Below are 12,498 nucleotides of genomic sequence, written 5' to 3' on the forward strand. Positions count from 1 at the left end.
GCCGAACATGAGGACGGACCCCCACGTGTCGCCACCAGTACACGGGGGGTCCGTCCATGCGCCGGGGCCGCCCAAAACCCCGGCAGGCTGCCGACTAGCCGGTTGCCGTCACGCCCCGGCCGGCAGCACGACGCGGCATGGCCGTAGGCCAGTGAGCCAGCGCCGCAGTCGCCGCGTACCAAGCGGCCAGCCCGCCGACGACCGCGAACCACCCGCCCACCTTGGCAAGCGCCGCGGAGTCACCGAACTGCGCCACGGCGAGCAACACCATCGCCACGAACAACAGCCCGTACGCGCCCCTGGTGAGCGGCGCCGCGGCGGACGCTCCCAGCGTCAGACTCAGCGCGACGAGGGCGAAGAGCAGCAGGAACAGCCCCGCCGCGTTGTCGGAGACCTGCGTGTCGACGCCGACACCCCAGGTGAACCAGAACGCCCCGAGACCGGCGAACGCCGTGCCCGTGAACGTGTCGCGGTCGCGGAAGGCCATGAGGCCGGCGACGAAGAGGGCGATGCCACCGACATAGGTGGCGAGAGAGACGGAGTCGGCTGCCGTGACGCCGTCGATCACTTCGGTGTGACCGAGGCCGAAGGCCAGCAGGGTGAGTCCGAGTGCGAGGTGGCCGAGGGTCCAGGTGGTGCTTCCCGCGGAGACGTCATTGTCCACGGCGGGCTCCCTTCGTGCATGTGCTGTTGTGCGGTGACCGGTATATGCCCTTCACAAGCGCACAAACACATCTACGCGCGAGTAGATTTACCCGACACGTAAAGGAAGTTGACCTCGCCCACGGCTCATCTCACCTGGGACAACACCGAGTTGCGAAACGACAACACCGAAGGCGTTCGAACAGAGGTCGAAACAGAGGGCGTTGGGCGGTCAACTGGGAGCGGCCGGGGGCCGATCAGGGAATGACGACCACCGGGCGCTGCGCGCGCTTCGCGAGCCGGCCGGCGACCGAGCCGAAGATGCGCCCCACGATGCCGTGGGTCGATCCGACGACGATCGCGTCCGCCTCGTACTCCCGCCCCACCTCTTCGAGTTCGTGGCAGATGTCCCCGCCGCGCTCTACGAGGATCCAGGGGACCTCGGCCAGATACTCCGCGCAGGCGAGTTCGAGGCCGAGCACCTCGGTGCGGTGGTCGGGGACGTCGACGAAGACCGGGGGCTCGCAGCCCGCCCACACCGTGGTGGGCAGCCGGTTGGCGACGTGGACGATGATCAGGCCGGAGCCTGAGCGGCAGGCCATGCCGATCGCGTACGCGAGGGCGCGCTCGCTCGATGTCGATCCGTCGAAGCCGACGACGACGCCGTGCTTGAAAGCGGGATCGCAGGACTGACGTGGTTCTTCCGCCGCCAAGGGCTCGGCCGCCGTGGGATCGGCGACGGGGCGCTTGCGGTCCGCGGGTTCGAATTCGTGACCGGCCATGAGTGTCTCGGCGTTCGGATCCTCGTGGGTGGGACGACAGGTGCTACGGAGCTGTGTCCGGGAATCATCTTCCCAACCCCATACCCCCAAGGGTACGGCGGCACGCCTCCTCTGCCCAGATCCCGCTCTCGCCGCGGGAGGGTTCCAGGGAGCATGCACGAGGGAACGCCCGTAACGCAATGGTTGCTGCCCCGTACAGGCGGTTTGCACAGCGTTCACTCAGCAAGAAAGCCCCGGGACGGGTATTCGGGGCGCCAGGGCGGCCAGGGGCGGCATTTCAGGGGCGCGGGGCTGTGACATTGCGGCTCCGCCGCGTGGGCGCGATCAGCCGCAACGCACCCGCGGCCGTCCCACGCCCCCCGACACCCCCATGGCTTCCGAGGGCACCCCTGGGAAGCCCCCCGTGACCGGTGGCTCGAACACGCGTTGAACCCTCGTAAGCCACCGCCCCAGGGAGCCCCACCGTGTCCGGACGACCCTCGACCGCGCCCCAGCCCCCCTCCAGGACACCCGCCGCCCGCTCCGCCGCCACCCAGGACACGGTGAGCGACGTGGTCCGCTGGGCGGCCTTCAGCTGTGTCCTGGTTCCGGTCGTCCTCGTCGGGTACGGGGCCTCCCTGGCGGGCGCCGCCGGCACGGCTCTCGGTCTGGCCGCGGTGACGGGGGCGTGCCGGGTGCTGCTGCGCCGGTCCGAGCGGGGCGCGGCACGGCTGTGCACGGGAGAGCCGGCGCCGCACCGGGTACCCCGCGGCGAGGACCCGGCGCCGCATCATGTGCCCCGCGGCAGGGTAGGCGCGGGAGCGCACCGGGGCGGTCGGCATGCCGGTGGAAATACGCCGGTTGACTGACCGGTTTCCGCGCACGAGCCCGTTGCTTTTCAGCCAACTTCTGGACACCGCGCACCCCTTGGCCGACCAGGCCCCCAACCCCCGTTCGACCTGCACTGAAAGGGTCCAGTAGGGTGCCCGCACCCTACTGGGACCGGCCACGCGGGGCAGGCGCACTTCCCTGTACGGCCCACGAGTGCAACGCTTCGTGATCGAATGCTTCACGCCAAGTTGCCATGTCGACAATCTGCCGAGTGCTGAACTGGCCACCTCGGCACCACGGGACACAGTAGATTCGATCTTGACGTCTTACGGCGGGGGACTCGTGCAGGACCGAGGGGAAACGTGCAGGAGCGACACAACCGAGGAGCCGCGACCACCGAGGGGGGCTTAGCAGTATGAGCCACGACTCCACTGCCGCGCCGGAAGCCGCGGCCCGGAAACTTTCCGGGCGACGCCGCAAGGAGATCGTCGCGGTGCTGCTGTTCAGCGGCGGCCCCATCTTCGAGAGTTCCATACCGCTTTCGGTGTTCGGGATTGACCGCCAGGACGCCGGCGTGCCGCGCTACCGACTACTGGTGTGCGCCGGCGAGGAAGGCCCACTGCGGACCACAGGAGGCCTGGAACTCACCGCGCCCAATGGGCTGGAGGCGATCTCCCGGGCAGGCACGGTCGTCGTGCCGGCCTGGCGGTCGATCACCTCACCACCACCGGAGGAGGCGCTCGACGCACTGCGCCGGGCCCATGAGGAGGGTGCCCGCATAGTCGGGCTGTGCACCGGCGCCTTCGTACTCGCGGCGGCCGGTCTGCTGGACGGCCGTCCCGCGACGACACACTGGATGTACGCGCCGACGCTGGCCAAGCGCTATCCGTCGGTGCACGTCGATCCCCGCGAGCTGTTCGTGGACGACGGCGACGTACTGACGTCGGCGGGCACGGCGGCCGGGATCGACCTCTGTCTGCACATAGTGCGGACGGACCACGGAAACGAGGCAGCCGGAGCGCTGGCCCGCCGTCTGGTGGTCCCGCCCCGCCGCAGTGGCGGTCAGGAGCGCTATCTCGATCGATCTTTACCAGAGGAGATCGGCGCCGACCCCCTCGCGGAGGTCGTCGCCTGGGCGCTGGAGCACCTCCACGAACAGTTCGACGTGGAGACGCTGGCGGCACGCGCGTACATGAGCAGGCGTACGTTCGACCGCCGGTTCCGCTCGCTCACCGGGAGCGCTCCCCTGCAGTGGCTGATCACGCAGCGGGTGCTCCAGGCGCAGCGGCTCCTGGAGACGTCCGACTACTCGGTGGACGAGGTGGCGGGCCGTTGCGGCTTCCGCTCCCCGGTGGCCCTGCGCGGCCATTTCCGCCGGCAGCTCGGCTCGTCGCCCGCCGCGTACCGGGCCGCCTACCGGGCCCGCCGTCCGCAGGGCGAGAAGCAGTCGGACTCGGACGGTTCCGGCGCGCCACCGCCGCCGCCGGTGCAGCAGGAGGCACCCGTGCCCCTGCAGACCCGGCGTACGGCCGCCGCGCACGCGGTCGGCCCGGCGACCTCGTCCCTCTCCACCGAGGGACGGGCCGGCGCGGAGATGTACGCGGGTGGACGGGCGAGCCTGCCCGGACAGCGGAGCGCGCCCTAGCCGCGGCCGTTTCGGAGCGTTGCGCGCCGGCCCCGGACCGTTGTGGTCCGGGGCCGGCGCGGTTTTTGTCCGTCATCGGTACCGACATCGGTGCCGACTGCCGAGGTCCCGGGCCTGCCCGGGCGCGGGGGCGGGCCGTAGGGTGAGCCCATGAACGATCGCATGGTGTGGATCGACTGCGAGATGACCGGTCTCTCGCTGTCGGACGACGCGCTCATCGAGGTGGCCGCGCTGGTGACCGACTCTGAGCTGAACGTACTCGGCGAGGGGGTGGACATCGTGATCCGCCCGCCGGACGCCTCATTGGAGACGATGCCGGACGTGGTGCGCCAGATGCACACGTCCTCCGGCCTCCTCTCCGAGCTGGCCGGCGGCACGACCCTGGCGGACGCGGAGGAGCAGGTCCTCACCTATATCCGTGAGCACGTCAAGGAACCGGGCAAGGCCCCGCTGTGCGGGAACTCGGTCGGCACGGACCGCGGCTTCCTGCTGCGCGACATGGCGACCCTGGAGGAGTACCTCCACTACCGCATCGTGGACGTCTCCTCCGTCAAGGAGCTGGCGCGCCGCTGGTACCCCCGGGCGTACTTCAACAGCCCGGAGAAGAACGGCAACCACCGCGCGCTCGCCGACATCCGCGAATCGATCGCGGAGCTCCGCTACTACCGCGAGGCGATCTTCGTCCCGCAGCCCGGCCCCGACTCGGAGACGGCCCGCGGCATCGCCTCGAAGCACGTCCTACCTGCGGGATAACCCCCACCGAAACACGGGCGCGAGCACCCCTTCGGACCCTGTACACTTTTTCTCGGCCGGTCGGTGAACCACTCGGAGAACCAACCCCGGTCATGGTGGGTGTAGCTCAGCTGGTAGAGCACCTGGTTGTGGTCCAGGATGCCGCGGGTTCAAGTCCCGTCACTCACCCTGAAGTCCTGAGGGCCGGTCCGCGAAAGCGGACCGGCCCTCAGGCGTTTCCCCATCACCCGGCACCACCCGGCCACCGGACCGATCGGATTCCCCGGTGGTACTGGACTGCCCCTCCCGCACCCCGTCACAGTTACGAGCATGCTGGAGGCAGTCGTCGGGGTGGTCGGGGTCGTTGTCGGGGTGGCGGGGCTGGTCACGAGCTATGCCGGGCATCGGCACTCCGTGCGGGAGTCGGCGCGGGTGGCGGCCATGGCCCGGGAGGTCGAGGAGCGGGAGCGGGAGCTCGCGCTGGAGGCCGAGCGGCGGGCGGAGGTGGTGCAGGCCTCCCTGGTGCAGGTGATGATGAGGAGCCGGCCGTCGCCGCTGGCCGAGCAGTGGGTCGGCTGGAGTCTTCAGGCGACGAACGGGAGCGACCAGCCCGTCAGGGACGTCGCTCTGCACTACGACGGTCTGCCGCTCCCCACGACCCTCACCGGCGGGCTGCTGCACGCCGGGGAGAGCGTCAGCGCCCTGCTGCCCACCAGCGACACGAGCCTCGGTCCCGCCCGTCCCTCCCAACCCGCCCTCGGTGTCGTGCAGTTCACGGACGCGGCGGGAGTCCGGTGGCGGCGGTCGGCCACCGGAATGCTGGAACAGCGGTACGAGAGCGGGAGTTGGGACCCCCGGTCTCCGCGGGTGGCTCCGTTTCAACCACCCGCGACGCAGACAGGGGCGCAACCGGGGGCGTACGGGCGGCCGACCCCTGCCGGACCTCCGGGCACGGGCCCGGCACAACCACAGCCACAGCCGTGGCACCAGCCGCAGTCACGGCCGCGGTCACGGAAGCCGCTGCCCCGGTCGGTGTCCGCCGCGATGGTGCTGGTCGGCGCGGGCCTGGTCGCCTGGGCGGTGTGGTCCCTCACTCGGTAGGCGCCGCTCGGGGGCAGAACGACCCGAGGACCTGCGCCACCCGGGCGCCGGAACCGCCGAGGGGCGGCACCGCCCGACGGTCTGCATCACCCGGGCGCCGGCACCACCCGAGGGCCCGCCCCCACCCGGAGGCCGCCCCCGCCCCAGGACCGCGCCCCTCCCCCTAAGAAGACGCCCGCGCCACCAGTTCCGTAGGCAGGACCAGCTGTCGTCTCTCCAGCCCCCGGGACACCGCCGGGCGGCGGTCCGCGATCTCGTCGATCAGGAGGGCGAGCATCGCGCGGCCCATGTCCTCGATCGGCTGGCGCACGCTTGTCAGGGGCGGGTCCATGTGGCGGGCGATGGCCGAGTCGTCGTAGCCGACGAGGGCCACGTCGTCGGGTATGCGGCGGCCCGCCTCGCGCAGGACCTGGCGGGCGCCGGCCGCCATCACGTCGGAGCCGGCGAAGACCGCGTCCAGGGTCGGGCAGACGGCGAGCAGCTCCTTCATCGCCCGGCGACCGCCCTCCTCCGTGAAGTCACCGGGGACGATGAGGCGGTCGTCGACCTCGCGGCCCGCCTCGCGCAGCGCCTCGCGGTAGCCGTCGACACGGCGCTGGGCACCGAAGACGTCGAGGCGTCCCGCCAGGTGGGCTATGGTCTGCCGGCCCTGGGCGATCAGGTGTTCCACGGCGAACCGGCCGCCGCCGAAGTTGTCCGAGTCCACCGACGGCAGCGTCTCGTCGGCCGAGCGCCGGCCGCTGATCACCGCCGGGATCTCCAGCTGGGCCAGCAGGTCGGGCAGCGGGTCGTCCGCGTGGACCGAGACCAGCAGGACCCCGTCCACCCGGTGCGCGGCCAGGTACTGGGCCAGCCGGCGCCGCTCCCGGTCGCTGCCCGCGAAGATCAGCAGGAGCTGCAGCTCGGTGTCGGAGAGTGCCGCGCCCACTCCGCGCAGCATGTCGGAGAAGTACGGCTCGGCGAAGAAGCGGGTCTCGGGCTCGGGGACGACCAGGGCGATCGCGTCCGTACGGTTGGCGGCGAGGGCACGGGCCGCCGTGTTGGGCACGTATCCCAGCTCCGCGACCGCCGCCTCGACGGCCGCGCGGGTGGCGTCGCTGACCCGCGGGGAGCCGTTGATCACGCGGGAGACCGTGCCGCGGCCCACACCGGCGCGCGCGGCGACCTCTTCGAGGGTCGGCCGTCCGCCGCTCCGGCTACGCGCTCCGTGGACTGCCATGGTCCGCCTCCCGTCCGGCACGGCTCTCGCCGTGCTTGGCCTGGAATGTAACAGTCGTGATCGGGACCGGGCGCCCGGAGTCCAGGCCTCCGCACTCCACCCGTACTCCCACACCGTCCCGGCCCGCACCCCGGCCGGCACCCCGACCCGTATCCCGGCCGGCACCCCGCCCGTACTCGCTCAGCATCCGGCCGCACCTCCTGGACACCCGTCCGTGACGAAGCGGCCAGTCCGACGCCGCTCGACGCCACGCGACGCAACTCCGACGCCACTCCGACGCCGATCCGGAGCCTTCCCGAGGCCGTCCCGAAACCGTCGGAGACCTACTCTCCCGAGCCCAACCTCCGTTAGCTAACAGCCCGATAACTGAAGACATATCTCTATGCCCTCTCCCTTGACACCCCCGCGCCGAGCGACGAACCTTCAACACATCACCTGTGGGAGCGCTCCCACAGTACCTGACACATACACATCCCGCACGTTCCCCGCCCGAGCCGCAGCGTGAACTAACGGGCCCAACAATGCAGTTGGCCGGGGGGTCGGCACGTCAGGCAACAGGAGGACGCAATGCGCACGAGTACCCGCGGGTCCCGCAGGCTGATGGCCCTCGCGGCCGTCGCCGCGCTGACGACGGGGCTGCTTGCCGGCTGCGCCGAGGACTCGGACGACGGCTCGTCGAACTCGGACGGCGGCAGCGGCGGAGGCAAGACCACGCTCACCATCGGCACCTTCGGTGTCTTCGGCTACAAGCAGGCCGGCCTCTACGACGAGTACATGAAGAAGAACCCGGACATCACCATCAAGGAGAACGTCACGACCCGTACCGACGTGTACTGGCCGAAGACGCTCACCCGTCTGCAGGCCGGTTCCGGTACCGACGACATCCAGGCGATCGAGATCGGCAACATCGCCGAGGCGGTGCAGACGCAGGCCGACAAGTTCGTCGACCTCGGCAAGGAGGTCGACAAGTCCCAGTGGCTGGACTGGAAGACCGCGCAGGCCACCACCAAGGACGGCAAGACCATCGGGCTCGGCACCGACATCGGGCCGATGGCGGTCTGCTACCGCAAGGACCTCTTCAAGGCGGCAGGTCTGGAGACGGACCGCACCAAGCTCGCCGAGCAGTGGAAGGGCGACTGGTCCAAGTACGTGGACGTCGGCAAGGAGTACATGAAGAAGGCGCCGAAGGGCACCAAGTTCGTGGACTCCGCCTCCTCGGTCTACAACGCGGCGCTCGGTGGCGAGAGCCAGCGCTACTACGACGCGGACGGCAACGTCATCTGGGACAAGTCCACAGGAGTGAAGAAGGCCTGGGACGCCTCGATGGAGGTGGCGACCAGTGACATGTCGGCGAAGCTGAAGCAGTTCGACAAGCCGTGGGACCAGGCCTTCGCCAACGCCAAGTTCGCGACGGTGGCCTGCCCCGCCTGGATGATCGGCTACATCCAGGAGAAGTCCGGTGACGCCGGCAAGGGCAAGTGGGACATCGCGGCGGCACCCACCGCGGCCAACTGGGGTGGCGCGTTCGTCGGTGTGCCCACGGCGGGCAAGCACCAGAAGGAGGCCATCGCCCTCGCGAAGTGGCTGACCGCCCCGGAGCAGCAGGCGAAGGTCTTCGCCAAGCAGGCGAGCTTCCCGTCGATCCCGGCGGCGTACCCGAGTCTGAAGCCGCAGGCCGCCACGACGGCGTTCTTCTCGGACGCGCCGATCACGCAGATCTTCTCCGACTCGGCGAAGACCATCCCGACGCAGATCTTCGGCGTCAAGGACCAGCCGATCGGCACCGCCATCACGGACATCGGCATCCTTCAGGTCGAGCAGAAGGGCAAGACCCCGGCCCAGGGCTGGGACGCGGCCAACAAGGAGATCAAGGACGTGCTCGGCCAGTGACCAGCTCCAAGCAGGCTCTCGCGCGATCCGCGTCGAGCGCCGACGCCGCGCCCGGCTCCCAGCCGGGCGCGGCGCGCCGTGCTCACGGTCGCGGTACACCGCCCCCCGGCCCCGGCTCCTGGCGCAGCCGGCTGTACCGCTGGGACATGAAGGCGTCGCCGTACGCGTTCATCGCCCCCTTCTTCATCTTCTTCGGCGCCTTCGGGCTCGTCCCGCTGCTGTACACGGCCTGGTACTCGCTGCACAACGTGCAGTTGTCCAACCTGGACCAGCAGACCTGGGTGGGCCTGGACAACTACAAGAACCTGATGTCCTCGGACTTCTTCTGGGGGGCACTGCAGAACACCTTCACCATCGGTGTGATCTCGACCGTGCCGCAGCTGATCATGGCGATCGGCATCGCGCACCTGCTCAACTACAAGTTGCGTGGCTCCACCGTGTGGCGGGTCGTGATGCTCACCCCGTACGCCACCTCGGTGGCGGCGGCGACCCTGGTGTTCGTGCTGCTGTACTCCTGGGACGGCGGCATGATCAACTGGCTGCTGGGTTTCGTCGGGGTCGACCCGGTCAACTGGCGTGAGTCCACCTGGGGTTCGCAGTTCGCCGTCTCGTCGATCGTGATCTGGCGGTGGACCGGCTACAACGCCCTGATCTACCTCGCGGCGATGCAGGCGATCCCCTCCGACCTGTACGAGTCGGCGGCCCTGGACGGCGCGGGCCGCTGGCAGCAGTTCCGCCATGTGACGATCCCGATGCTGCGGCCGACGATCCTGTTCACGGTGGTCGTCTCCACGATCGGCGCGACGCAGCTGTTCGGTGAACCGCTCCTGTTCGGCGGGGCCAGCGGCTCCAAGGGCGGCTCGGAGCACCAGTACCAGACGCTCGGCCTGTACATGTACGACCAGGGCTGGATCATCGGCAACCTCGGCAAGGCGTCCGCGATCGCCTGGACGATGTTCCTGATCCTGCTGATCGTGGCCGCGGTCAACCTGCTGATCACCCGACGGCTGAGGAAGTCACAATGACCACTAGTGAATTGACGCCACCTCAGGCGCCGATGGACGCGGCCGAGAAGGCCGCCCGGGAAGGCTCCGGGCGCCGCCGTCTGATGGGCGCGGGCAAGCAACTGCACGCGGGCCCTCTCACATACGTCGTCCTTGCGGTCTTCGCCCTCGTGTCGCTGGCGCCGCTGCTGTGGACGGTGGTCGCGGCCTCGCGCACCAACCAGCGGCTCGCCGAGACGCCGCCGCCGCTGTGGATCGGCGGGAACCTGTTCAAGAACCTGGAGTCCGCGTGGGAGGAGGCGGGTCTCGGCACCGCGATGCTCAACAGCACGATCGTCGCCGGGACCATCACCGTCGGTACAGTCCTGTTCTCCACGCTCGCCGGGTTCGCCTTCGCCAAGCTGCGGTTCAGGTTCTCCAGCCTTCTGCTGCTGCTGACCATCGGCACGATGATGATCCCGCCCCAACTGGCGGTCGTACCGCTGTACTTGTGGATGAGCGAGCTGGGCTGGTCCAACCAGCTGCAGACGGTCATCCTGCCCACCCTGGTGAGCGCCTTCGGTACGTTCTTCATGCGGCAGTACCTGGTACAGGCGCTGCCCAGCGAGCTGATCGAGGCGGCGCGGGTGGACGGCGCGAGCAGTCTGCGCGTCGTGTGGCACGTGGTCTTCCCGGCGGCGCGGCCGGCGATGGCCGTGCTCGGGCTGCTGACGTTCGTGATGGCCTGGAACGACTTCCTGTGGCCGATCATCGCGCTCAACCAGCAGAACCCCACCGTGCAGGTGGCCCTCAACTCGCTCGGCACCGGCTACGTCCCCGACCAGGCGGTGATCATGGCGGGCGCGCTCCTGGGCACCCTGCCGCTGCTCATCGCCTTCCTGCTGTTCGGCAAGCAGATCGTGGGCGGGATCATGCAGGGCGCGATCAAGGGCTGACCCACCGCGCCCGCCTCCGCGCGACGGACCAACCTCTTGCGGTGCCGGGCCGGACGGGGCGAACCGCCACGCCCGGCCGAAGGGGCCGAGCCGCCGCTGCCTCGGCCCCTGCTCCTCCCCCCTCCGACCCCATATCCCCAGGTCTCCTACGACCTTTCCTCCCATGGGAGCGCTTCCATGCCTGAGCCCGCAACGCCCGTGACCTTCCCGCCCGCCTTTCTCTGGGGCGCGGCCACCTCCGCGTACCAGATCGAGGGGGCGGTGCGGGAGGACGGCCGTACGCCCTCGATCTGGGACACCTTCAGCCACACGCCCGGCAAGACGGCCGGCGGCGAGAACGGCGACATCGCCAACGACCACTACCACCTGTACCGCGACGACGTGGCCCTCATGGCGGAGCTGGGCCTGACCGCGTACCGCTTCTCGGTGTCGTGGTCGCGGGTGCAGCCGACGGGCCGCGGTCCCGCCGTCCAGCGCGGCCTGGACTTCTACCGCCGTCTGGTCGACGAGCTGCTCTCCCACAACATCAAGCCCGCGATCACCCTCTATCACTGGGACCTCCCCCAGGAGCTGGAGGACGCGGGCGGCTGGCCCGAGCGGGACACGGCGCTGCGGTTCGCCGAGTACGCGCAGATCGTCGGTGAGGCGCTGGGCGACCGCGTCGAGCAGTGGATCACGCTCAACGAGCCCTGGTGCAGCGCGTTCCTGGGCTACGGATCCGGGGTGCACGCTCCTGGGCGTACGGATCCGGAGGCGTCCCTGCGTGCCGCGCACCACCTCAACCTGGCGCACGGGCTCGGGACTTCGGCGCTGCGCACCGCGATGCCGGCCCGCAACAGCATCGCGGTGAGCCTCAACTCCTCGGTGGTCAGGCCGCGTTCGCAGGACCCGGCGGACCTGGTGGCGGTCCGGCGCATCGACGACCTGGCCAACGGCATCTTCCACGGCCCGATGCTGCACGGCGAGTACCCGGAGACCCTGCTGGCCGACACGTCGTCGATCACGGACTGGTCGTACGTCCTGGACGGCGATCTCGCCCTGATCAACCAGCCGTTGGACGCGCTCGGCCTCAACTACTACACGCCGACGCTGGTCGGCGCCGCCGAGACCGCCCCGGACGGCCCGCGTGCGGACGGTCACGGGGCGAGCGACCATTCGCCGTGGCCGGGCGCGGACGATGTGATGTTCCATCAGACTCCGGGCGAGCGTACGGAGATGGGCTGGACCATCGACCCGACGGGCCTGCACGAGCTGATCATGCGCTACACGACGGAGGCTCCCGGGCTCCCTCTCTACGTCACCGAGAACGGCGCCGCGTACGACGACAAGCCCGACCCGGACGGCCGCGTCCACGACCCGGAGCGCATCGCCTATCTCCACGGCCATCTGTCGGCCGTACGCCGGGCGATCGCCGACGGCGCGGACGTCCGCGGCTACTACCTGTGGTCCCTGATGGACAACTTCGAGTGGGCGTACGGCTACGAGAAGCGCTTCGGCGCGGTGTACGTGGACTACGCGACCCAGGCCCGTACGCCGAAGTCGAGCGCCCTCTGGTACGGCGAGGCGGCGCGGACCGGTGCGCTTCCTTCGGTGAACACGACCGAATAACCCCTCTCCCAGTGGGGACACGGGGCGGACGGGGAACGGGGCGCGGCACTGTGAGGGGAGTGCCGCGCCCCTCCGTGGACCCCGGCCGGGTGGGGGGGGAAGGCCGGCCGGGGCGTCGACCCCCGTGCGG

Annotated in this window: 11 protein-coding genes and 1 tRNA gene; 9 read left to right on the forward strand and 3 right to left on the reverse strand. The window is 70.1% G+C overall.

The genetic code is table 11. The annotated features are described in order from the left end of the window. Positions 1-94: 94 nt before the first annotated feature. Positions 95-664, reverse strand: a complete 570-nt coding sequence (locus ACN20J_RS18955) for an acetate uptake transporter (protein ID WP_189843354.1) — start codon at positions 662-664, stop codon at positions 95-97. Between the two features lie 235 nt (positions 665-899). Next, positions 900-1,424, reverse strand: coding sequence for a universal stress protein (locus tag ACN20J_RS18960; RefSeq protein WP_055616056.1), 525 nt, complete (start codon positions 1,422-1,424; stop codon positions 900-902). Between the two features lie 464 nt (positions 1,425-1,888). On the opposite strand from ACN20J_RS18960, the gene ACN20J_RS18965 reads away from it, so the two are divergent. From ACN20J_RS18965 to ACN20J_RS18985, 5 genes are all read left to right on the forward strand, one after another. After that, positions 1,889-2,272 (forward strand): hypothetical protein, encoded by a 384-nt coding sequence (locus tag ACN20J_RS18965; protein ID WP_373310814.1) that lies wholly within the window; start codon positions 1,889-1,891, stop codon positions 2,270-2,272. A gap of 377 nt (positions 2,273-2,649) precedes the next feature. Further along, the gene (locus ACN20J_RS18970) at positions 2,650-3,879 is read left to right on the forward strand and encodes a helix-turn-helix domain-containing protein (protein WP_189843355.1); all 1,230 of its coding nucleotides are present in this window, start codon (positions 2,650-2,652) and stop codon (positions 3,877-3,879) included. 150 nt (positions 3,880-4,029) lie between these two features. Continuing rightward, on the forward strand, positions 4,030-4,632 hold the full coding sequence (gene orn, locus ACN20J_RS18975; RefSeq protein WP_055618480.1) for an oligoribonuclease: 603 nt from the start codon (positions 4,030-4,032) through the stop codon (positions 4,630-4,632). A gap of 95 nt (positions 4,633-4,727) precedes the next feature. After that, positions 4,728-4,800, forward strand: a tRNA-His gene (locus ACN20J_RS18980). Between the two features lie 141 nt (positions 4,801-4,941). Then, on the forward strand, positions 4,942-5,712 hold the full coding sequence (locus tag ACN20J_RS18985) for a hypothetical protein (RefSeq protein WP_361920758.1): 771 nt from the start codon (positions 4,942-4,944) through the stop codon (positions 5,710-5,712). A 163-nt stretch (positions 5,713-5,875) separates the two neighbouring features. On the opposite strand, the gene ACN20J_RS18990 is transcribed toward ACN20J_RS18985, so the two are convergent. Then, the gene (locus tag ACN20J_RS18990; RefSeq protein ID WP_266739571.1) at positions 5,876-6,931 is read right to left on the reverse strand and encodes a LacI family DNA-binding transcriptional regulator; all 1,056 of its coding nucleotides are present in this window, start codon (positions 6,929-6,931) and stop codon (positions 5,876-5,878) included. Between the two features lie 567 nt (positions 6,932-7,498). On the opposite strand from ACN20J_RS18990, the gene ACN20J_RS18995 reads away from it, so the two are divergent. From ACN20J_RS18995 to ACN20J_RS19010, 4 genes are all read left to right on the forward strand, one after another. Further along, complete coding sequence (locus ACN20J_RS18995) at positions 7,499-8,821, forward strand: ABC transporter substrate-binding protein (protein ID WP_055616335.1); 1,323 nt, start codon at positions 7,499-7,501, stop codon at positions 8,819-8,821. Continuing rightward, on the forward strand, positions 8,818-9,846 hold the full coding sequence (locus ACN20J_RS19000; RefSeq protein ID WP_190227777.1) for a carbohydrate ABC transporter permease: 1,029 nt from the start codon (positions 8,818-8,820) through the stop codon (positions 9,844-9,846). The genes ACN20J_RS18995 and ACN20J_RS19000 overlap by 4 nt, the downstream gene beginning before the upstream one ends. Then, entirely contained in the window at positions 9,843-10,760 is a 918-nt protein-coding gene (locus tag ACN20J_RS19005; RefSeq protein WP_190227776.1) for a carbohydrate ABC transporter permease, read from the forward strand. Before ACN20J_RS19000 ends, ACN20J_RS19005 begins: the two co-directional genes overlap by 4 nt. Before the next feature lie 177 nt (positions 10,761-10,937). Beyond that, complete coding sequence (locus ACN20J_RS19010; RefSeq protein ID WP_419666388.1) at positions 10,938-12,368, forward strand: GH1 family beta-glucosidase; 1,431 nt, start codon at positions 10,938-10,940, stop codon at positions 12,366-12,368. Positions 12,369-12,498 lie beyond the last annotated feature (130 nt).

Origin of the sequence: Streptomyces sp. 2-1 (genome assembly GCF_048564895.1) — a bacterium.
Classification (GTDB): domain Bacteria; phylum Actinomycetota; class Actinomycetes; order Streptomycetales; family Streptomycetaceae; genus Streptomyces; species Streptomyces phaeochromogenes.